Source organism: Rhodococcus sp. 05-2254-5 (genome assembly GCF_002258575.1).
Classification (GTDB): domain Bacteria; phylum Actinomycetota; class Actinomycetes; order Mycobacteriales; family Mycobacteriaceae; genus Rhodococcoides; species Rhodococcoides fascians.
This window is the reverse complement of sequence record NZ_NOZG01000002.1, coordinates 51704-73241: the sequence shown is the minus strand read 5'-3', so window position 1 is coordinate 73241 and position 21538 is coordinate 51704. Positions and strand designations below refer to the sequence as shown.

The 21538-nt window shown below is 63.4% G+C and carries 20 protein-coding genes, 1 pseudogene and 1 riboswitch; of the genes and pseudogenes, 10 read left to right on the top strand and 11 right to left on the bottom strand.

All coding sequences use genetic code 11. The annotated features are described in order from the left end of the window. Nucleotides 1–10: 10 nt before the first annotated feature. The 5 genes from CH278_RS01330 to CH278_RS01310 form a co-directional block, all read right to left on the bottom strand. A complete protein-coding gene (locus CH278_RS01330) occupies nucleotides 11–1369 on the bottom strand; it encodes an MFS transporter (RefSeq protein ID WP_256991794.1) in 1359 nt (452 codons plus the stop codon). A gap of 62 nt (nucleotides 1370–1431) precedes the next feature. Continuing rightward, a complete protein-coding gene (locus CH278_RS01325) occupies nucleotides 1432–2949 on the bottom strand; it encodes a mannitol dehydrogenase family protein (RefSeq protein ID WP_094621009.1) in 1518 nt (505 codons plus the stop codon). A gap of 4 nt (nucleotides 2950–2953) precedes the next feature. After that, nucleotides 2954–4171, bottom strand: a complete 1218-nt coding sequence (gene manD / locus CH278_RS01320; RefSeq protein ID WP_094621008.1) for a D-mannonate dehydratase ManD — start codon at nucleotides 4169–4171, stop codon at nucleotides 2954–2956. Continuing rightward, nucleotides 4168–5175 (bottom strand): 2-hydroxyacid dehydrogenase, encoded by a 1008-nt coding sequence (locus tag CH278_RS01315; RefSeq protein WP_094621007.1) that lies wholly within the window; start codon nucleotides 5173–5175, stop codon nucleotides 4168–4170. Before CH278_RS01315 ends, manD begins: the two co-directional genes overlap by 4 nt. After that, nucleotides 5172–6188: a LacI family DNA-binding transcriptional regulator gene (locus CH278_RS01310; RefSeq protein ID WP_032406782.1), complete on the bottom strand. Its 1017-nt coding sequence runs from the start codon at nucleotides 6186–6188 to the stop codon at nucleotides 5172–5174. Before CH278_RS01310 ends, CH278_RS01315 begins: the two co-directional genes overlap by 4 nt. A gap of 153 nt (nucleotides 6189–6341) precedes the next feature. Between CH278_RS01310 and CH278_RS01305 the strand changes: the two genes are divergently transcribed. From CH278_RS01305 to CH278_RS01295, 3 genes and pseudogenes are all read left to right on the top strand, one after another. Then, entirely contained in the window at nucleotides 6342–7271 is a 930-nt protein-coding gene (locus CH278_RS01305) for an aldo/keto reductase (RefSeq protein ID WP_045841307.1), read from the top strand. A 185-nt stretch (nucleotides 7272–7456) separates the two neighbouring features. After that, entirely contained in the window at nucleotides 7457–7810 is a 354-nt protein-coding gene (locus CH278_RS01300; protein WP_027497637.1) for an STAS domain-containing protein, read from the top strand. Between the two features lie 144 nt (nucleotides 7811–7954). Next, a pseudogene (locus CH278_RS01295) lies at nucleotides 7955–8850 on the top strand (SDR family oxidoreductase). Here the strand turns inward: CH278_RS01295 and CH278_RS01290 are convergent. Next, nucleotides 8843–10465 (bottom strand): MFS transporter, encoded by a 1623-nt coding sequence (locus CH278_RS01290; RefSeq protein WP_094621006.1) that lies wholly within the window; start codon nucleotides 10463–10465, stop codon nucleotides 8843–8845. The pseudogene CH278_RS01295 and the gene CH278_RS01290 sit on opposite strands and share 8 nt — an antisense overlap. Nucleotides 10466–10543: 78 nt before the next feature. Further along, nucleotides 10544–11140, bottom strand: a complete 597-nt coding sequence (locus tag CH278_RS01285; RefSeq protein ID WP_256991792.1) for a TetR/AcrR family transcriptional regulator — start codon at nucleotides 11138–11140, stop codon at nucleotides 10544–10546. 113 nt (nucleotides 11141–11253) lie between these two features. Here CH278_RS01285 and CH278_RS01280 point away from each other — a divergent pair, with 113 nt between their 5' ends. Together CH278_RS01280 and CH278_RS01275 are read left to right on the top strand one after the other, a co-directional pair. Then, on the top strand, nucleotides 11254–12942 hold the full coding sequence (locus tag CH278_RS01280; protein ID WP_094621004.1) for a nitroreductase family deazaflavin-dependent oxidoreductase: 1689 nt from the start codon (nucleotides 11254–11256) through the stop codon (nucleotides 12940–12942). Nucleotides 12943–12990: 48 nt separating this feature from the next. After that, nucleotides 12991–13479, top strand: coding sequence for an SRPBCC family protein (locus CH278_RS01275; RefSeq protein WP_037146609.1), 489 nt, complete (start codon nucleotides 12991–12993; stop codon nucleotides 13477–13479). Nucleotides 13480–13481: 2 nt separating this feature from the next. Here the strand turns inward: CH278_RS01275 and CH278_RS01270 are convergent, their stop codons facing one another. Then, the gene (locus CH278_RS01270) at nucleotides 13482–13751 is read right to left on the bottom strand and encodes a DUF7218 family protein (protein WP_027497643.1); all 270 of its coding nucleotides are present in this window, start codon (nucleotides 13749–13751) and stop codon (nucleotides 13482–13484) included. Nucleotides 13752–13867: 116 nt separating this feature from the next. Between CH278_RS01270 and CH278_RS01265 the strand changes: the two genes are divergently transcribed. Continuing rightward, the gene (locus tag CH278_RS01265) at nucleotides 13868–14575 is read left to right on the top strand and encodes an enoyl-CoA hydratase-related protein (protein WP_032368246.1); all 708 of its coding nucleotides are present in this window, start codon (nucleotides 13868–13870) and stop codon (nucleotides 14573–14575) included. Between the two features lie 17 nt (nucleotides 14576–14592). Here CH278_RS01265 and CH278_RS01260 read toward each other — a convergent pair whose 3' ends face one another. After that, nucleotides 14593–15621 carry an LLM class flavin-dependent oxidoreductase gene (locus tag CH278_RS01260; RefSeq protein WP_094621003.1) on the bottom strand — a complete coding sequence of 343 codons (1029 nt, stop codon included), beginning with the start codon at nucleotides 15619–15621 and terminating at the stop codon, nucleotides 14593–14595. A 176-nt stretch (nucleotides 15622–15797) separates the two neighbouring features. Further along, a riboswitch (cobalamin riboswitch) is annotated at nucleotides 15798–16021 on the top strand. 126 nt (nucleotides 16022–16147) lie between these two features. On the opposite strand from CH278_RS01260, the gene CH278_RS01255 reads away from it, so the two are divergent. From CH278_RS01255 to CH278_RS01245, 3 genes are read left to right on the top strand one after another with little or no spacing between them, the layout of a single operon-like run. Beyond that, nucleotides 16148–17185 (top strand): FecCD family ABC transporter permease, encoded by a 1038-nt coding sequence (locus tag CH278_RS01255; RefSeq protein WP_094621192.1) that lies wholly within the window; start codon nucleotides 16148–16150, stop codon nucleotides 17183–17185. Further along, the gene (locus CH278_RS01250; RefSeq protein WP_032368248.1) at nucleotides 17185–17958 is read left to right on the top strand and encodes an ABC transporter ATP-binding protein; all 774 of its coding nucleotides are present in this window, start codon (nucleotides 17185–17187) and stop codon (nucleotides 17956–17958) included. The genes CH278_RS01255 and CH278_RS01250 overlap by 1 nt, the downstream gene beginning before the upstream one ends. Beyond that, nucleotides 17955–18974, top strand: coding sequence for an ABC transporter substrate-binding protein (locus tag CH278_RS01245; protein ID WP_094621002.1), 1020 nt, complete (start codon nucleotides 17955–17957; stop codon nucleotides 18972–18974). The genes CH278_RS01250 and CH278_RS01245 overlap by 4 nt, the downstream gene beginning before the upstream one ends. Before the next feature lie 71 nt (nucleotides 18975–19045). Here CH278_RS01245 and CH278_RS01240 read toward each other — a convergent pair whose 3' ends face one another. Continuing rightward, nucleotides 19046–19516 carry a hypothetical protein gene (locus tag CH278_RS01240; RefSeq protein ID WP_094621001.1) on the bottom strand — a complete coding sequence of 157 codons (471 nt, stop codon included), beginning with the start codon at nucleotides 19514–19516 and terminating at the stop codon, nucleotides 19046–19048. 160 nt (nucleotides 19517–19676) lie between these two features. Beyond that, a complete protein-coding gene (locus CH278_RS01235; protein ID WP_143536196.1) occupies nucleotides 19677–20237 on the bottom strand; it encodes an SRPBCC family protein in 561 nt (186 codons plus the stop codon). Between CH278_RS01235 and CH278_RS01230 the strand changes: the two genes are divergently transcribed. Next, the gene (locus CH278_RS01230; protein WP_094620999.1) at nucleotides 20228–20803 is read left to right on the top strand and encodes a DUF6461 domain-containing protein; all 576 of its coding nucleotides are present in this window, start codon (nucleotides 20228–20230) and stop codon (nucleotides 20801–20803) included. The two genes, CH278_RS01235 and CH278_RS01230, sit on opposite strands and share 10 nt — an antisense overlap. Nucleotides 20804–21538 lie beyond the last annotated feature (735 nt).

The window sequence follows — 21538 nt, the reverse complement described above, 5'->3', positions numbered from 1 at the left end:
GGTGGGCAGGTCAGACCCGGTCGAGCACCGGATCGGTTGCGTTGGCCGGATCGGTCAGATCGCGATCCCGAGTTTCCGGTGCGAAGGTTGCGGCGACGAGCACCGAGACGGCCATGATCATCATGTAGACCGCGACCGGGACCCAGGATCCGGAGAACGCGGTGATCAGTGCCGCACACAGCAACGGAGCGATTCCGCCGCCGAAGACGGACGCGAACTCGCGGCCGAGAGTGACTCCGGCGTACCGGTATCGAGCCCCGAAGATCTCGGGGAAGTAGCTCATCGTGACACCGACGGCCCCCTGGCACGCCAGGATGAATCCGATGATCATCACCAGGGTGATCAGTACGTGCGAACCGGTGCTGAGAGCCATGAACGTGGGAACCGGAAGAACGACGAGCAGGCTGACGATACCGATGTACACGGGCTTACGACCCACCTTGTCCGACAACCATCCGAAGCCCCAGGCCGCGATGCCGCCGCAGATTGCGCCGATGAGCAGAACCTTGGGTATGAACGTGGGATCGACGCCGATGTCGTTCTTCATGTAGGAGGCCATGAACACCTGGTACGTGTAGGACTGAGCGCTGATGCCGACGGTCATGAACATGACGATGAACAGCGGTCGCTTGCCGTTGGTGAACACCTCTTTCACCGGCGCCTTGGGTCGCTCCTGTGCTGCCTTCAGTTCCTGGAACACCGGTGACTCGTTGAGCTTGCGTCTGATGATGAACGCGGCCACTGTGACCAGGATGCTGCTCAGAAACACCATCCGCCAGCCCCAGGACATGAGCTGGTCGTCGGGAAGCAACTGGGCGAGGATCCAGGCGATTGCTCCGAGAGCGGTGCCGAGCGCCGCGCCGGTCATGACAAGAGCGGCCAATCTGCCACGCTTTCCGATCGCGGCCGTTTCCGTCAGAAGCGTTGCGCCACCTGATTGTTCGGCACCAGCGCCGAAGCCCTGGAAGAATCGGCACAGGACCAGCAACACCGGGGCCAGTAGTCCCACCTGCTCGAACGTCGGCAGCAGACCGATGGCCATGGTCGCGCCGCCCATCAGCATCAGCGTGGCGACCAGAACCCACTTGCGACCGAGCCGGTCACCGTAGCGTGAGAAGAACAGTCCACCCAGTGGCCGGGCGAGGAAGCCGACGGCGTACGCGCTGAAGCTGGCGATGATGCCGGCCGCCGGAGAGATGTTGGGAAAGAACAACTTGTTGAAGATCAGCGCGGACGCCGTGCCGTAGATGACGAAGTCGTACTGTTCGAGTGTGGTTCCGATGAGGCCGGCCCACGCTGCGCGTCGTACGGCGGAAGGATCATGTTGGGCCGGAGCGATTCTGGGAGAATCTGACGGTTCTGTGGTCATGTCCATGGTTGTCCTCGGGTGAGTTTCGGCTTCGGCCGAACGAAGGAAGGAAGGAGAATGAGTCAGTCGAGTGTGGTCCGGGATGCCGTGACGACGGGGCGGAGCGAAGAACTCGCCGCTTCGACGGCTGCGGCCATCGGACCGTGACGAACAACAGTATCCATCAATTCCGCTGTGCGTGTGATGAATTCGGGAAACTGCGCCAACTCGATGGGGAGTATGTCGCCGCGTTCGAGAACCGAGCGGACGAAATCCTCACTGGACGCTGCCGAAGCGGCAAGTCCCGCCAAACGCGCACGTGCAGGGTCGGCCATCGCATGCGCATGCGGGCCCGGGTCGAAACCGTCGGGCGGGCACACGCAGCAGAGATAGGCGGCGATGGTCAAGGAAAGGTGTTGCGGTACAACACCGTTTCGTAGGTGGTGGAGCGCTGGGTCCGGGATCCTCTGCGCGAGCTTCGCCGAGCCGTCCGAACCGACCTGCGCGGTCTTGTGCCCCAGAGCGGAGTTGGACCACCGCACGAACAGCTGGGCGATGTAGTCGTTGATATCCGCCCCGTCAGGAACGGGCACGGTCGGGAGGTATTCGTCGACCAACACCGCTCGAGCTGCGGCCTCCACGAACGGGCGACCTATCGAGTCCGGAATTGTCGCGCGACCGTCGAGTGCGCCGAGATAGGCAATGAGAGAGTGGGTTCCGTTGAGCAGTCGAACCTTCATCAGTTCGTACGGTTCGACATCCTCGGTGAACACGGCACCACCGGCTTCCCAGCGGGGACGTCCTGCGGCGAACTCGTCCTCCATCACCCACATCGTGAACGGCTCCGCCGGCACGGCAATGGTGTCCACAGCGCCCAGCTCGGCGGTGGACTGGGCGTCGTACAACGCACTGCTGGACGGAACGATGCGATCGACCATGGAGTTGGGGAACGTCACTGCCGCGGCCAGCCACTCGAGCACATCGTCCGCACCGCAACGGTCCAAGAACTGACGCACGAGTGCAGCGGTGCGATCACCGTTCCCCAGCAGGTTGTCACAGCTGGCCACGGTGATGGGAGCCCCGTGCGTTCGTGCCCGCATCGCCAGAGCCCTCGCGAGCTGCCCCACCGTGGTCGTCGGCGTTTCCGGCCGCTGCAGGTCCTGTTGCACTGCAGTCGATTCGAGGTCGAGGGAGCCCGTCCGGGACGACAGCGTGTAGCCCAACTCGGTGACGGTGATCGTCACGATTCGGACGTCCTCGTCCGCAATGGCCCGTACGACGGCGGCGGGGTCGTCGGCGGCGACCATGACTCCCGTGTGCGCTCCGGGCACGCTCACCCTCGAACCCGACGGCGATATCTCGACGACGCCGTAGAGCAGTTCCTGAGCGAGCATCGCATCGACAATCGTCCGAGATCTGTTCGCTACACTCAGAATTCCCCACGAGCCGCCGTCCTGTGCCAGTGCCGCAGCTGTGTACACGGCCTGATGCGCGCGATGGAAATTGCCCAGCCCCAGATGGACGATTCCGGTGCCGTCCGGTCGTGCTGGGACGGCCCCCGAGCAAGCGAGTGCCGAACGAGACAGTCTGGATTCGCTCATCTCGTCACCAGTCCGTCATCGAGCCGTCGAGGCGACGAGCGACCGGGAGATACGCGGGCTCGTACGGGTACCGCGCGGCCAACGACTCGTCCATGTCGACGCCCAGGCCGGGGGCGTCACCGGGGGTCAGGTAGCCGTCCGCGAACGACCATGCGTGCGGGAACACCTCGTCGACCAGTGGGTCGTAGCCCATGAACTCCTGAATGCCGAAATTCGGGGTGGCCATTCCGAGGTGCACGCTCGCCGCGAGGGTGATCGGCGAGACGTCCGAGGGCCCGTGCGGTCCGCAGCGAACCTGGTGTACCTCGGCCAGCGAGAAGATCTTTCGGACATGACTGATACCGCCGGCATGCGCGATGGCCACCCGAATGAAATCGATCAGCTTCTCGGAGATCAATTGCTGGCAGTCCCAGATGGTGTTGAACACTTCACCGATCGCGAGCGGGGTCGTGGTGTGGTGACGCACCAGCCGCAGGGCGCTCTGATCCTCGGCGGTGGTGACGTCCTCGAGCCAGTACAGATCGACGTCCTCGAGCGACTTGCCCAGTCGCGCAGCCTGTTGCGGTGTCAGTCGGTGGTGCGCGTCGTGCAGCAACTTGAGCTCGGATCCCACGTGGTCACGCACCGCTGCGAGCACCCCGGGAACGTGTTGAAGATACGCATCGGTATCCCAGACCTCTTCGACGGGAACGGCACCACGGCCTGCGGGTTCGTATCCCTGCGCGCCTCGGTGCACTCCGTACACGGACTCCAGGCCGGGAACACCTGATTGGGCCCGCACGGCGCGAAAACCCTGCGCTCGACGTCGATCGACGGAATCGATCAATTCCGACGTGTCCCAGCCGGTGGCGTGGGTGTACGAGAGAATGCGGTCGCGGACGGCTCCACCGAGCAGTTGGTAGACGGGTTGCCCGAGGGATTTGCCCTTGATGTCCCACAAGGCGAGGTCGACGGCGCCGATCGCGGCCATCGTCACCGGCCCACGGCGCCAGTAGACACCGCGATAGAGGTACTGCCAGGTGTCCTCGATGCGTGCGGGATCCCGGCCGATGAGAAGCGGCGCGACATGATCTTGCAGGTACGACGCCACCGCGAGTTCCCTGCCGTTCAAGGTCGCGTCGCCGTAGCCGAGGACCCCGTCTGCGGTGGTCACTTTGAGTGTGACGTAATTACGCGTGGGGCTGCAGACGATGACGTCGGCAGCAACGATCTTGTCGGTCACGAGCGCTCTGCTTTCTCCGTGAAGTTCTCTCCGGCAACGACATCGGTCAACGGTTCGCGCGCGGCGAGTCGACCGATGTTGGCGGTGATGTCGTCGACCCGGCCCTCGAAGGTTTCGCGTGTGATGCCGGACGAATGAGGTGTCATCAGGACGTTGTGCAGCGTGTGGAACGGATGACGCGAGGGGGCACCGATGCCGTCGGCCGACGGGTAGTCGTACCAGACGTCGATGGCGGCGCTGCCGAGCGATCCGGCGGACAGCGCGTCGAACAGTGCATCCTGCTGCACGAGGGGGCCGCGCCCGACGTTGATCAGCACTCCGTCCGGTCCGAGAGCTGCGAGTTCGGTGTCGCCGATCATGCCGGTGGTGCGCTCGTTCAGTGGTGCGGACACCACGACGACATCCGCTTCGGTCATCAGGTCGGACAAACGATCGGTCGATGCGGCCCAGGCCAATCCCTTCTCGGCAGCGTTCACCGATCCGCTTCCCGTAACCGCGATGCCCCGGCAACCGAAGGCTCTCAGCAACTGCCACGTCTGTGCACCGATGTGACCGAAGCCCACGAATCCCACCGTTGCCGAACCCAGCGAATTCGATTGCCGAAGCGTCCGGTCGTACACCGGCGACGCCCACCGATCCTCCCGCATGAGGCGGTCCTGCCCGAGAAATCCGCGCCGGAGGACGACGGCGGTGGCTACGATGTATTCGGCGATCGAGCGCTCATGGTGAAAAGTGTTGGCCACCAATGTCTGCGGGCTCAGAGCGTCGAAGGAAACGCCGTCCGTGCCTGCCCCCGCAACGTGCACCAGCTGCAGATCGGGTGCCGCCTCCGCCATAACGGCCGGGAACTTTCCGCCGACATACACGGTCGCATCGGCGATGTCCGCGACGAGTGCATCGACGTCGAACTTCTCGTGCCACGACAGCTCGATATCGGAGGCGACTCGGCTCTCGAAGCGGCCACGATGCGGTAGGAGGTTGGAATCTGCGATGACGACCTTCATTTCGAGTCGTCCTTTCCTGGTGCGAGAGTGCGAATCCGAGCGGGCCCCGATGAGCCGCGGACCACGAGTTGGGTAGGGAGGTGGATGGTTCTGGCCGACGACTCCGGTTCGGCTGCCCGCTGGAACACCAGATCGGAGGACACCAGACCTGCACGGCCCATCGGAACGTTGATACTCGTCAGAGCGGGATGCGCGAGTTCGGCCAGGGGCGAATCGTCGATGCCGATGACGCTGAGGTCTTCCGGTACTGCCAGGCCCATCGACCGGACCCCGTTCATGACGCCGATGGCCATGGGGTCGTTGTGGGTCATGACGGCGGTAGCACCCGTGGCGACGACGCTGGCAGCCGCAGCATGGCCACCGGCCAAGGTTTCCTGCTGCCACCCCAGTACATCGAGCACGATTCCTCGCGCCGCACAGAACTGTTCGACGGCGTCGACGCGTCGCTCGTTGGACCACGATTGCGGTGATCCCTGGACGTACGCGAGATGCGTGTGACCGAGAGCTGCCAGGTAATCGACGGCCTGCCGGATACCGTCCTCGGAATCGGCGACGACACAATCACATTCGCTCGATGATCGGTTGACGAGCACCAGCGGTGTGTCGCCCGCCAGCTGCACGATGTCCTCGGCCGGTAGTCGTGGAGCACAGACGATCAGAGCGTCGACTCGGCCCTGCAGGTCACCGATCACTTCACGCTCACGGTCGGCGCTTCCGTCGGTGTCGGTGAGGACGATGGTCTGCCTGCGATGCCAGCCCTGGGCTTGCGCGGACTTGACGAAGCTGGCGAAGACGGTGTGGCCGATGTCGGGTACCACGACTGCGACCGTTGTCGCCGAGACGCGGGTGTCGGAGGAGCGCCCCGAGGCCGCGACGTAGCCGATCTGGTCGGCGACGGCGATGATCCGAGCCAACGTGTCCGCCCCGATTCGATCCGGGTTGCTGAAGGCGCGCGATGCCGTCGACAGCGACACACCTGCTCGTTGTGCGACCTGCGTGAGCGTGGGTGCCACGGTTCACCTCCTGGGTTCTTTGTGATGCCGAGCACAACGATGACAGAAGTTGCGCAATATTGTCAACGCCTTGCGCAACAGAGGCCCGGGCGTACCGGGTCCGCGGTTTGACACACTCGACTGCGACCACGTCCGCACAGAGGGAGACTCACCTTGCGCACCTTTACGCACCCCCAGACCGGCACAACCGTGTCGAGCATCGTCCTCGGGTTCATGCGCATCCTCGACCTGGACGACGACAGGATTCGCAGGTTGGTCGACACCGCCCTGGACGTGGGTGTGACCGTCTTCGATCACGCCGACATCTACGGCGGCAGACCCCACGGGTGCGAGGAGCGCTTCGGACAAGCGGTGACACTCACTCCGTCGCAGCGTGAGCGCGTCAGCATTCAGAGCAAGGTCGGCATTCGCGACGGCTATTTCGACTTCTCGGAAGACCACATCGTGTCGACCGTCGAGGGTTCGCTCTCGGCACTCGGCGTCGATCATCTCGACACCCTGCTGCTGCATCGACCGGACAGCCTGGTCGAGCCCGACGAGGTCGCGGCGGCATTCGACACACTGCACACGTCGGGCAAAGTGCTCGGTTTCGGCGTTTCCAATCACACTCCCGGTCAGATCGAATTGCTCGAAACAGCAGTCACACAACCACTTCTGTTCGATCAAGTGCAGTTGAGCGTCGTCCATTCACCGCTGATCGCTGCGGGCCTGACCGCCAACATCGGCGCGCTGGACCAGTCGGTGGATCGTGATAATGGGTTGCTCGACTACGCGAGGGCACGCGGCATCACCGTGCAAGCGTGGTCGCCACTGCAGAGCGGGACCTCGTCGGGTGTGTTCGTCGGAGATCGCGAGAATTACCCTGCCCTCAACGATGCGCTCGACGACATTGCCGGCCGATACGACACGACACCGTCCGCGATAGCGGTCGCGTGGATAACACGCCACCCGGCCGACATTCAGGTGGTCCTGGGGACCACCACGCCGGATCGGATAGTAGAGGCCGCTACGGGGTCGGACATCCGCCTGACCAGGGCGGAATGGTACGGCCTGTTCCGCGCAGCGGGTCACACACTGCCCTGATGCCGGGCATCGAACTGCGTTACCTTGCCGTTACCAAGTAGCGACGAATCCGTGATGTTGCAGGCCCGGTTCGGTGATGTTGCGCTGTCAGGATTACGGGACAGCGTGCACCGGAACCTGCAGCCCTCGGGTTCCACACCGAGCACGCCGGTTCGATAGGCCACCCGAACTGAGAGGTTCGCACCGTGACTGTTTCCGATTTCACCGATGTTCGCTCCACCGCCCCCGCTCGACGCCACTCGATCGGTATCGAGTCCTACTCCCCCGATCTGACCGTTGTTCGCGCCGTCGGCGAGCTGGACATGAGTGCACGAGCAGATTTGGTGAACGCCCTCGACGGTGCCCTACGGGGCAATGCAGTTGTGCTGCTGGACTTGTCGGCGGTGGACTTCATGTACTCGGGTGCCGCGAGCGTGATCGTCGATGCTGTCGAACGTTCCGACGGACGCGTCGAGGTCTTCGCTCCTACCCGGCCGGCGCGCCGGGTGCTCGATGCGGTGGGTGCGAGCTTCATCGGGGAAGATCCCTCCGCGCGCTGATTCGCAAGGTTTGCGTGCCGGTACAACCGGCAAACCTCGTGTGGACAGCGACTCCAGTCGGTAACGACCGTGAATCGTCTCGAGAACTGGGGCGGCTTTCGTTTTGCCGCAATGGGTCCTCTTCACACGAGGCAAGGATCGACAATGTCCGACCAGTTCACCAAGAGCGACCCCACCACTGCTTTCTCCATGCCCGATCGGGACGACCAGCCCGAGCTCGAGCATCCGGGATTGACTCGCGACATGGTCACCGCACCGGATCACGGCGAGAAGTCGTACCGGGGTTCGGATCGGTTGCACGGCCGAAAAGCGTTGATCACCGGTGGTGATTCCGGGATCGGACGAGCGGTGGCGCTGGCATTCGCACGAGAAGGTGCCGATGTGACATTGCTCATCTCGAATCCGAGGGCCCCGATGCCCAAGCGACCGTCGACCTGATCGAAGCCGCTGGACGGTCGGGCCGAGCGATCGCCTGCGACCTCACCGACGAAACGCAGTGCACCAAGTTGGTCGACACTGCCGTGGAGGTTCTCGGAGGCCTCGACATCGTCGTCAACAACGCCGCGTTCCAGATGGCCCAGATGGGCGGCATCGCCGATATCACCACCGACCAGTTCGACCGTGTGCTCAAGACCAACTTGTATGCCTTGTTCTGGATTTCGAAGCACGCCGCCGCCGTCATGGGTGCGGGCGCCACCATCATCAACACCACCTCGATTCAGGCATCGAATCCGTCGCCGGAGTTGCTGGACTACGCCACCACCAAGGCGGGCATCGTCGCATTCACCAAGGGCCTGGCCGGCGACCTCGCCGGCCGCGGCATTCGAGTCAATGCCGTTGCGCCCGGACCTATTTGGACTCCCCTGATTCCTGCGACCATGCCTGCCGAGAAGTACGGCGAGTTCGGCGAGACGGTTCCGTTGGGCCGCCCGGGCCAGCCCGCGGAGTTGGCTCCGGCCTACGTCTTCTTGGCCTCGAACGAGTCCAGCTACATCACAGGCGAGACCATTGCGGTCACCGGGGGCACCCCGTTCAACTGATCTCGGGGTCTTCGGACTTCGACGCCCGCCACGCCAACAGCACCCCGTCTCCTTCGGGTCGCCGCCATGGCAAGAAGAGCGCCACAGCGATCGCGCATGCCATGGCGGCCCCGACGGTGACGAACGACGCGAGCTGAAATCCCTCCAGAGACGCGGCTTTCATCGCATACACGAGCTCCGCCTTCTGCGTCGTGAAGATCGGGTTGGTCGGCGCTTTGACGATTTCGATGACGCTGACGACGGTCTCACGGGCAAAGGCCTTCTGGTAGGGCTCCATGATTGCATCGGGAATGGCGTCGATTCGGGGGCCCACTTTCGTGGTGTAGATCGACGCGACGATCGAGCCCAGCACCGCGACGCCGAGTGTTCCACCCACCTCACGGGTGGTGTCGTTCACCGCCGAGCCCGCACCTGCTTCGTCGAGCGTCACCGACGACATGATGGATTCGGTGGCCGGGCCTTGCACGATCGCCAACCCGAGGCCCATCAAGATCATCGAGACGACGACCGGTCCCAGGTACGGGGTTTCGACCTCGACCTGGCCGGCAATGAACATGCCGATGCTCATCACGACGAGTCCGAAGACGATGACGGCTGTCGTTCCTATTCGCTGCGCGATCAGTGTGGCGAGTGGTGCCCCGACCGCGATGGATACCGCGAACGGCAGTGAATGAACGCCGAACTGCAACGGCGTCAACTCCATGACACCCTGAAAATACTGGGTGATCATGAACAGGAAGCCGAACATACTGAAGTACCCCACAGCAATGGCCAAGGCGGGCAGCGAGAATCGTCTGATTCGGAACAGATTCAGGTCCAGTACCGGAGACGGTGTTCGTAACTCCCACCACACGAACGCAGCAAGCGCGACGCATCCGGCGATGTAGCCTCCGATGCTCGCCGGTGACAACCAACCGTTGTGCGGCGCTTCGATGATCGCCCACACCACGACCGTGATGCCCGTCAAGGACAGCACGATTCCGACAGGGTCGTACTTGCCCACATGTTCGGCCCTCGACTCCGGAACGCAGGCCAGTGCGGCCACCAGAACGAGCAGGGCAACCGGAACATTGATCCAGAACACCGAATGCCACGAGAAGTGCTCCAGCAGAAAGCCGCCCGCTGTCGGACCGATGGCGATGGCGAAACCTGCCATCGCCGTCCACGCTGCGATGGCCAGCGCTCGCTCTTTGGCGTCGGTGAAGATATTGATGATGAGAGCCAACGTGGCCGGAAAGACTGCCGCCGCACAGACTCCCATCGCGGCGCGGGCGGCGACGACCTGCCCGAGGTCGGCGGCGACCGCGCCGCCCACCGACATCAGCGCAATGCCCGCCAGGCCGATGATCATCACCTTCTTGCGCCCGTATCGGTCTCCGAGGTGGCCGAAAGCGAGAAGCAATCCCGCGAACGTCAGCGTGTAGGCGTCGACCACCCACTGCAAGCCGCTGATGTCGGCGCGTAGCTGTAGCCCCATCGACGGCAGGGCGACGTTGACGACGGTGTTGTCCAGTACGACGAGCAGCTCCGCTGCGCAGATCACGAGTAGAGCCAGATATCGGCCGCGAAGCTTCGTACCCTCTACGCGGTGTCGAGAAGTGGTGAGTGACGGCATGAGATCCCCTCCGGCTATGACGGATGACATAGTTCCTGAAGGGAAAGTAACTGTAACTCGGCGTTATAGCAATAGTCGCTATCGGTAACTCTGCCCGCCCGCTGCGTCCAGGACCGCGTCGAGCAGAGCCAACAACTCCCCCTCGGTCCGATCCAGCGCGGTGGTCGATCGCTGCGCTTTCGCCACGATCAGCGCACCCTCGATCGCCGATATGGAGAACGTCGCGAGCGCCTGGGCCCGCTCTCTCGTCAACCCGTGCTGCCAGAGCGATGCGGCGATCGTGTCTTCCCACGACGAGAACGACTCCCCGGCCGCGGTGACGGCACCGGGGGAATTCGCCCCCTCGAGTGCGGCAGGAGCAATGGGGCAACCGGACACGAAATCGGTGCTCGACAGTTCACTGCGAAAGCCCTCGATGATCGCGCGCACCGTCGCCGCCGGCCCGACCTGAGCCAACCCCTCGGAGATCATTGCCCCCATCGCCGCGCCGGCCGTTCGCGTGGCCTCCTCGACCAGTTGAGGCTTGCCCCGTGGAAAGTGGTGATAGATCGAGCCTCTCGGCGCACCTGCGTGCTCGATGACGTCGGCCAACGAAGTCGCTTCGACTCCGCGCTGCCGAAACAACTGCGCCGCACTGCGCAGCATGTCCTCACGAGCACTGCTTCGATTCGCCATCCATCACCTTTCCGAACACGATCATTGACGTGACACCGAGTTACATCTACAGTCGCGTGTGACTATGACGGCAATCATATCCCGTCACGCTATCGCTGAACCGGAGTCACGCCATGCCCACCGAGACCGACGTCGTCGAACTGAGCACCCCGCTCCCACTTCCCTGCGGGCAGACCCTTCCGAACCGCGTGATGAAAGCGGCCTTGAGCGAGGGCCTTGGGACTGCCGAGCACGCGCCCGATACCCGGCTCGAAACGCTGTACCGCCATTGGGGCGCGGGTGGCTACGGATTGGTGGTGACCGGCAACGTGATGGTCGACCGATCTCACCTGGGCGAACCCGGCAACGTCGTCATCGAAGACGACCGCGACCACGATGCGCTGGCGCGCTGGGCGAAATCGACCTCCGACGGTGGCGTCCCCATCTGGGTGCAGCTCAATCACCCTGGAAGACAGGCCAATCCGATCGTCACCCGTGCCACGCCCGTCGCCCCGTCTGCCATCGCGTCCGGCGTACCCGGGCTACCGACACCGCGTGCGTTGAGCGAGAACGAGATTCGAGACATCATCGACAGGTTCGCCCTGGCCGCGTCGGTAGCGGAGGCGGCCGGCTTCGATGGTGTGCAGCTCCACGGTGCCCACGGATACCTGGTGTCCCAGTTTCTCTCACCACTGTCGAACCGACGCGAGGACGCGTGGGGCGGAGACCTCGACGGCAGGATGCGATTCGTTCTTCACGTCGTGCGCGCCATCAGAGCGGCCGTGTCCCCCGGCTTTGCAGTGGGAATCAAACTGAACTCCGCAGACTTCCAGCGCGGCGGATTCAGCGAAGAGGAATCTCGCATCACCGTCGAGCATCTCGTCGAGGAAGCGATCGATCTGATCGAAATCAGTGGCGGCAGTTACGAATCACCCGCGATGATGGGCACCTCCAGCACTCGCGATCGCGAAGCCTACTTCCTGGAATACGCCCACACGGTGCGCGAGGCAGCCGGGAGCGTTCCACTTGCAGTGACCGGTGGTTTCCGCACCCGCTCGGTGATGAGTGCGGCCGTACGATCGGGAGAGTGCGACGTCGTCGGTCTCGGTCGCCCGACTGCTCTCGCCCCGGCAGTAGCCCGTTCACTGGTCGACGGCTCACTGGATCGGGTCGAGACTCCGCTCGTCGCGTTGCGAGTTCCGTCGAAAGCTGGTGCTTTCAAACAGATCAACGGCGCTCTGGACTTGCAGTGGCACACCGACCAACTGCAGCTCATCGGCGATGGAAAGCAACCCGATTCGGGACGCCCCGCCTGGCGAACAGCGATAGCAATGGTGCAGCGCAACGGCTGGGACGCGTTTCGCAGTCGGCGCGCCGGGGGCACCACGACAGCGTCCGCCGCAGCCGCGAAGTTCCGCCGGGAGCGGTGGATCGGAAAGCACGTCGCCAACCCGCTCGTGAACGGGCTGACGTCGGTCGGATTCAGAACATCGTTGGTCACCGACATCGAGACCGTGGGCCGTCGGTCCGGTCTGCGCCGACAGGTACCGGTCTCTGCGTCGTTCGACCGGGCAGGAGCGTGGGTGATCTCCCAGCACGGAACCAGGTCCGGTTGGGGAGCCAACATCGGCGACGAGCCGCGTATCAGGATTCGCGTCGGCGATCGGTGGCGAGCGGGCACAGCTACGTTCGTACCCGAGGATGACGTCAGTGCGCGAGCGCGTACCTTTTCCGCGAACCCACTGTTCAGGCGGCTCATCGGCGCAGGTTTTCGCGCCCTCCAGACCGACCCGATATCTGTGCGGATCGATTTCACCGATTGACAGGATGAGTGCTCGACGGTGGATCGTCGCACGACGCATAATGACCCGATGGCACCGATACCCACGGGCACGCTGCGCGAGACCGAGACCGGCTACGCCCTCGAGCTGAGCAGAACCGTCGCCGCGTCACGAGAGGACGTGTGGGCCAGCCTCACCGAATCCTCTCGGACCGCGTTGTGGTTCGGGCCCTGGGAACGAGTGACGGACGACAGCATCCGCGTCACCATGATCTTCGAGGACGGCGAACCCGTCGCCGACATGGCAATCGACGCCTGCGAGCCGCCCCAACGACTGGCCGTCCGTATGTCGGACGAGGGCGGCTGGCCGCTCGAGGTCAGGCTCACCGAGAAGGGCCGCGACACACTCGTCGTGTTGACCCACGGCCTCGACAGCACGGACGGCATCGGCGACATAGGTCCGGGCTGGGAGTACTACCTGGACATGCTGATCGCATCCAGGGACGCCGCACCGCTGCCGAGCTTCGACGACTACTACCCCGCACAGCAGGAGTACTACTCGTCTCTGCGGCCGGAATGACGTCAGTGATTGCGTAGCGCCTCGATCAGCTCTTTCTTGTTCAGCTTGGAGTAGCCCTCCAGGCCGATCTCCTTCGCTCGATCGGTCAGTTCGTCGACGGTCCAGTCCTCGTACGATCCGGACTCGCCGCCCTTCTTGCCTACGTTCTTCCTGCCCTCGTTGGCCGCGGCATTCGAGATGCGCGCCGATTTCTCCTTCGAGTTTCCTTCGTCACGGAGCTTCTCGTACAGATCCTGGTCCTTGAGCTGGGGCTGGTCATCGTTGGTGGGCATGCTGGTCCTCCGTTCGATCGTTTGTACTGATACAACTACCCGGTGCTCCCGCCGGCAAACACACTTGCCTTCTGTCGCTGTGGGGTAGAACAACGAAAGCTGGGTACCTTCGGGACATGCCATACCTGGATCGTGTCGCGGACGTGTTCGTATTGAATCTCGGCACTCGCGACGTCGAGGACACCGAGAACCGGATGGGGCCGGATTGGGTGGCCGAGGTCAACGCTCTGCTCGACGAGGTAGAAGCCAGTAGTGGCCCGACTGCACTGGTCACGACGGCCACCGGCAAGTACTTCTCCACCGGAGTCGACTTGTCCTGGGGTGCCGAGAACCTGGACCAGATCAACCGGTTCATCGGAACGGTCCAGGAACTGCTGGTGCGGTTCTTGACCCTCCCGATGCAGACGGTGGCGGCCATGCAAGGGCACACCTACGGGGGTGCCGCATTTTTCGTCATGGCACACGACTACCGCGTCATGCGCTCCGATCGCGGCTTCCTGTGCTTTCCTGGTGTCAACATCGGTGCCACCTACAGCCCGGGAACAGTCGATATGGTCCGAGCCAAGCTCGCCCCGCACACGTTCCACGAAGCACTGACCACAGGCCGACGCTACGGCGGAGTGGACGCAGCCGCCCTCGGCTTGGTGGACGCAGTGTCCACCGAGGATCGGCTGCGTGACGACGCACTCTCGCGGGCAACGGATTTGATCGGAACCCGCGGCCCCGTACTCGGCGAAATCAAGCGCACGATGTACGCGAGCGAGATACGTTCGCTGTCCACTCCCGTCGCCGGTGTGGACGAAATGGAATGGGCCGCGAACTGATTCTCGCTCGCTGCCGCTTACGCGTCGGCGACCAGCGGAGCGACCTCGGTACCGAGTAGCTCGATGCCGCGCAACAGATCACCGTGGGCGAGACGCGGATTGGTCATCTGCAGCGACAGTCGATCCACACCGCCGAGTTGCTCGCTTACCCGAACGATCTTGTCGGCGACGGTTTTCGGGTCTCCCATGAAGAACGCACCGTTGGGTCCCGACGTGGCGTCGAACTGCTGTCGGCTCGGTCGAGCGAAGCCGCGCTCGCGAGAGATCTTGGTGAACATCTCGTTCCAGCCCGGGTAGATGGTGTCGGCTGCCGCCTCGGTGGTGTCGGCGACGAATCCGAACACGTGCAATCCGACTTTCAGCTTCTCCGGCGGGTGACCCGCTTGCGCGCCCGCGCGTCGATACAGGTCGACGAGCGGCGCGAACTGGCGCGGTTCTCCACCGATGATGGCGATCATCAGGGGTAGGCCCAGAAGCCCTGCACGAGCGAACGATTCGGGGGTTCCGCCGACACCGACCCAGATGGGTAGCGGATCCTGCAGCGGACGAGGATAGATCCCCTGACGGTTCAGCGCCGGCCGGTGCTTGCCGGACCACGTGATCTCCTCGTTGTCGCGAAGCTGCAGCAGGAGATCCAGCTTCTCGGCGAACAGGGAGTCGTAATCGGCCAAGTCGAGTCCGAACAGTGGGAAAGACTCGGTGAACGAGCCTCGGCCGACCACCAAATCGATCCGGCCCTTCGAGATCAGGTCGAGAGTGGCGAACTCCTGGAACACTCGCACCGGATCGTCGGCACTGAGTACCTTGACCGCGCTGCCGAGCCGGATGTTCTCGGTGCGCGCGGCTGCTGCGGCCAGAATGATCGACGGAGCGGAGTCGTAGTACTCGCTGCGATGGTGCTCACCGATGCCGAACGAGTAAAGACCGACCTGATCCGCGAGGGCGATCTCCTCGAGCAGGTGCCCCATCCTCTCCTCCGGCGCGATGACGCGGCCGTCGGTCGGATCGGTCACGGAAGAGACGAAGCTGTCTACGCCCAGGTGCATTGGGTACCTCTCGATTCGGGATGGACGAACCCATCAGCGTCGATGAAGGTTCAATTATTCCAGTGGACGGTGGGCAGAAAACTACTACTCTCCCCGACGCTTCGCCTCATCCGCCGCGAAGTACATCCGCTGACTTGCACCGAAGCCGACCGACACAACGCGTCACGCATGAGCTGTTATCGTGCGTGGGCGTTGGTTTTCGATGGCCGTGCTGGTCATCGGATCGTAAGAGGGAATCCGGTGAAAACCCGGAACTGCCCCGCAGCGGTGAGTGGAAACGACCGCGGTCATCGAGCACTGGGATTCGTCCCGGGAAGCGACCGCCAATAGGAGTCGTCCGAGAAGGTGGTCGGATGGCGTGTCCGCGAGTCCGAAGACCTGCCACCGCGGCTGCGCCGCCGGCGTGGTCGCCTGTCGATCCCGAGGGACACGGTCGACGAGGTCGTCGTTCGCGCTGCGCGGATTCGCCTCGGAAGCCGTGCTTTTCGCAGGTCGCCAGGTCAGGGATCAGCGGAGAAAGTTGCGCATGCAGTCCAGATCGGTCCTGCCCCTCACTGTGCTCGCCGCCGCGATCTGGGCGGTGTCTGCACTCTCGGCACTGATGTTCGGGGCCGCGCACATCCCGGCAACCGACGCGATGGGCTACCTGTGGGCACAGCTGTCGGGCGGCACGATCGCCGTCAGCGATGTCCCCGACTACCGCATCGTCGTCGATTCTCGGCTGCCTCGGGTGTTGCTGGCGACGGTCATCGGAGCAGGTCTGGCTGTGGTTGGACTGGTGGTGCAGGCGATGGTGCGCAACGCACTCGCAGATCCCTACGTTCTCGGAATCTCGTCGGGTGCATCGGTAGGCGCGACGTCGGTGGTTCTGTTCGGCACCTTCGGTGCCCTGGGCATCTACGCGCTCTCGAGTGCAGCATTCCTCGGCGCACTCGCCGCAACCGCCCTCGTGTATCTGATGGCACGCTCCCCGGTAGGGCTGGTGCCACTGCGCCTGGTCCTGACGGGTACCGCGTTGGGTTACGGATTCTCTGCAATGACGACCGTGCTGATCTTCCTGGCACCTGAGGGCGACGGCGCTCGCAGTGTGATGTTCTGGTTGCTCGGCAGCCTCGCCGGTGCCACCTGGGCCAGCGTCCCGCTGGCCGCCGCCGTCACCGCGGCCGGAGTAGCCGCGACCGCTCTGACGGCACGCAGACTCAACGCGCTGTCGATGGGAGACGAAGTCAGCGCGGCCCTGGGCTTGAACGCGACACGTCTACGGTTGTCTCTCTTCGTGACATCAGCGGCGATGACAGGGTGCTACGTGTCGATCTGTGGCGCAGTGGGATTCGTCGGTCTGGTCGTCCCTCACGTGGCACGCTTACTGGTCGGGGCCGACCACAGCAGGCTTGTCGTCATCACCCCGGTCCTGGGTGCGGCTTTCCTCGTCACCGCGGATCTGGTGTCCCGCACGGTTCTACCGCCGCAGGAGCTCCCCCTGGGGGCGATCACCGCGGCAGTCGGAGTTCCGGCGTTCGTACTGCTGATGCGTCGCCGCGGCGCGATGATCGGCGACCGTTGATGCGCGTCGACTACGACGACGTCGCAGTCGATATCGGCGGCACCCGCATCATCGACGACATCACCATGAGCCTGGACGCCGGCAGCATCGTCGGCATCGTCGGCGCGAACGGGAGCGGCAAGTCGACACTGCTGCGGTGTCTGTATCGAGCGACCGAGCCCTCGACCGGACGCATCGAGGTAGGTGGCCGCGACATCACCGCAATCACCATGCGAGAGAACGCACGTCAGGTCGCAGCACTCACCCAGGACTCCTCGATGCACTTCGACTTCACCGCACGCGAGGTCGTCGCCACCGGACGTCTTCCACACAACTCCACGTTCGGACGCAACCGCACCCGCGACGACGACGCGTGCGCTCGTGCCTCGACCGTCGCCGACGTGGAACATCTGTTGGACCGATCGTTCCTGTCCCTGTCCGGAGGCGAACGCCAACGCGTTCTGATCGCACGGGCTTTCGCCCAGCAACCGAACGTGCTCGTGCTCGACGAACCCACCAATCACCTCGATATACGACACCAATACGCAGTGCTGAGCGCCGCTGCGAGCCTGCAGATCACCGTGATCGCCGCGCTTCACGATCTGAACATCGCCGCCCAATTCTGCGACCGCTTGGTCGTACTTCACGCCGGCCGCATCGTCTGTGCGGGTTCACCCGACGAAGTCGTGACCGAGAAGGTGCTCTCGACCTGGTTCGGGATCGGCGGACACATCGTCACCCACCCACGCCTGGGAGTTCCCCAGGTTCTCTTCGACGACAAGGACACTCGATGACCCACCTTTTTCGCCGGCCTCGCACGATCGCCATTGCCGCGACCGCTGTTGCAGCACTGGTCAGTTCGTGCGGAGCCCAGGTCGACACAGCCACCGAGCAGGGTGGCGATCAGGTGACGGTCACCAACTGCGGCGAGCCGCTGACCGTGACCGGTACCCCACAGCGGGTACTGACCAACGACACCGGCATCACCGAGATGATGTTCGCCCTCGGCCTCGCCGACCGCCTCGTCGGATACACCAGCTACCCGGGCAAGGAGCGAGACATCGACTCCTCGCCGTGGAAGAGCAACTTCGATACGGCGCCGGAACTGGCCGACGCCTTCACCCGTGAGGTGATTCAGTCGGCGAACCCGGACTTCGTCTTCGCCGGCTGGAATTACGGCTACAAGGAGTCGACCGGCGTGACTCCCGATTGGATCCGCAGCATAGGCGCAGTTCCCTACCAACTCACCGAAGCATGCCGGCAACCCGGCAGTACTGCACGCGGAGTCATGGAACCCCTCGACGCGCTCTACACCGACCTACGAAACCTCGGCGACCTCTTCGGAGTTCGTGACCGGGCCGACCGACTCGTCACCGACTACGAGAACCAGATCGGTGCCGCGAACGCCGGGGCTCCGGACGGCCGAGACCCGGCGCGGGTGTTCCTGTTCGACAGCGCCGATCCCGAGCCCTTCACCTCCGGCCGCACCGCAGCTCCGTCGCAGATCATCCGAGAAGCCGGTGGCAGCAACATCTTCGACGACCTCGACGATTCCTGGACCACCGCGTCCTGGGAAGCCGCAGCCCAACGGAACCCCGAGTTCATCGTCATCGTCGATTACGGTGCCGGACCGTCGAATTCGGTGGACGCCAAGATCGCGCAACTCCGTGCACAGCCACTGATGTCCGGCACCACCGCCGTACGTGAGAACAACATCATTGCCCTCCCCTACGCAGCGCTCGTCGAAGGACCACGCAACCCCGCCGCCGTCACCACGGTGGCGGACTTCCTCCGATCCAAGGGCCGCTGACCGTCCACAAGAACGGGGCAGCGACACCTCGGTGGTTGCGGCTCCCGAGGCTCGAATCCCAGTGCAGGCGCTCAGTCTTCGATCGTCACGATCGGAGAAGCCTGCTGCACGGTAAACGAGTTCCACGGCAAAGTCGCGAGGACGTCGGACAGCCCGGGGTAATCGGAGACCCACGCTGTTGTCGGATCGACGCCTTCGGTACCGCACGATGCGAGCGCGACATAGGTGCCGGCCGGGATATCGGTGACGTGTTGGGTGCTGATTCCGATCTGGCCCCCGTCGTCGGTCGAGTACAGCGACTGGCCGTTACCGACGACCTCCCACACCGGAGGCAGCACTCCGCCCGGTGCCGGAGCCAACGATGTGCCGCAGGCCAGGTCGCTACCGGAGTTGTTGGTGATCGTGTTGGTCACCGTCGATCCGTCGACCTCGAACGCATACGTCACGTCTGTCGATTGCGCCGCTGATGCCGTCGCTGGGAACGCCGCTAGTGCTGGCGCACAGAGCAGCGCTCCGATCAGAATCCGACTGGTCGATCGCATGGCAATCCTCCTGGTTCGCGTGAACTATGTCCGGGTTGTCAGTCTGCATCAAAAAATACCGATCAGCATCTTTCGAACCGAATGCAGCCGAACGGGGCGAGAAACAGGGTCGAGAACCGTTGTGTCGGTGTAAGTTTGCAGACCCCTACCAGCCGTCGCTTCAACGCTTCGCTTCGGCGCACTTCTTGATGTACGCATTCCGAACGCACAGGACGCGCCGGAGATACAGCTTGCCTGGAATATCCAGGATCGCAGCGCCGAGTCGTCCGCCGCGGAATTCGACCGACATGATGTCGACCATCTGCGTGTGACCCCGGCGTGCGAGAAAGAAATGCTCGTGGCGCATCGAGGCAAAGGGTCCGGTGACCTGCTCGTCCACGAAATATCTCGCGGGCTCGTATTCGGTGATGCGGCTGGTCAAGGTGAACCACACACCGAGATGCCTGGAACGAATGTGGATTTCATCGCCCAAACGAAGAGCACTCCGCTTCGAATCGACTCGCACGCTCTCTCCGTACGCTCCCTGAGACTCGGCGTGAACGATTGCATCCGACTCCAGATCGAACACGTCAGCGGGGTTGGCCGCGATCGAAGTCGTGAGCCTGATGGTGAACGCCATGGGCACAGCTTTGCAGGAAATCTGTTTAGTCACGTTGGAAGAGCCGTCTACGAAGGCGCAAATCGCTGGGTCGACCGTGTGAGGATTGGGCCATGTCTGCAACCTGGGAAGAATTCACGTGGATCCCCGAAGAGTACGAATGGGTCCATACCGGTGTGTCTTTCACTGTCGTCCGTCACGACGATGCAGAAGCGGTACTCGATGCGCTGACCACGTCGAGGACCGGCACCGTGATCGGCCTGGAAGGTGTCAATGCAGATGTCGAAGTCGTCGGCGTTGCACAGGTGGGTGATTGGGTTCTGGCGGTCGCACCGTCGGTGGCAGGGTTGGCCGATGAGCTGATGGTGCCGCTGTCGATCGGTGGCGAGGCCCTCACGTTCGCCACTCAGGTCGGCCACAGCAATTTCGCCCAGTGGGTCGACGGTGCTCGAACAGCAATGTTCGATGCGCTCCTGAAGGACGGGCCGGGTTTCGACGAACCTGACAGCCCCTGGCGAGATCGCATGCGTGAAGCTGGCGATGACCCCGACGGCGAGGGTCCGATGCCCGACCGCCTGTTTCACACGCTGGAGGTCTATATAGCGATGATCGTCAACCACACTGGGATCGAACTTACTCAGGAACTGTTGCGCGACGGACAGTTCAAGGTCGGCGACTCCCTCGAATAGTGGAGGGCTCAGCCGAGTACCGCCGGCTGTTGCGAGATGCCGAGCGATGAGCGACTCGAAGGGGTGTGGTGGCCGGCCGAGTTGCTGACTGTTTCTCCCTGCCGCTCGACTGGATCCGAGCACTCAGCGGCGGAGACGGTCGAGTGGGTTGACGACGCGGGCTACCGAACAAAAATGCCCGTTCACCAACTTTTGGTGAACGGGCATTTCGCTGTGCGCCATCAGGGATTCGAACCCCGGACCCGCTGTACGAGAGATGACAATTCAAGTGGATGCACCGGCGTCCATCATCGGCCTGTTGAGCTGGGTGCTCGGCGAATCGAGTGACCATCGGCGTCCGCGTAAATCCACCCGAATACGCCTCAAAGTGATGAGTAAAAGAAGACCTCCGTCGACCTCTTCCCTGTGCACCTGGGTCCCGTAAGAACCGACATCGTCTAAACGGACCGCCCTGGACATTCGACTCCACCACGATTGAATGAGATGACCAGAAATCCACTAGCAGTTACTGAGCTCACGGTACCCCGGGAGATGCCCGGCCCGCCCACCGCTACGACTACTTCGCGATCGTCCACGCGCACCTAGCTCGAAAGTATTTCCGGAGCGTGTTCGGTTCGAAACCGGCGCTTTGCGGGTAGAAGACCATTCCGTCTTTTTGCCTGCCCAGCCAGGCAACTGGCTCATCCTCACGTCATGGTTGATGAGCTGAGCGGCATACTCAAGCAACACGCCACG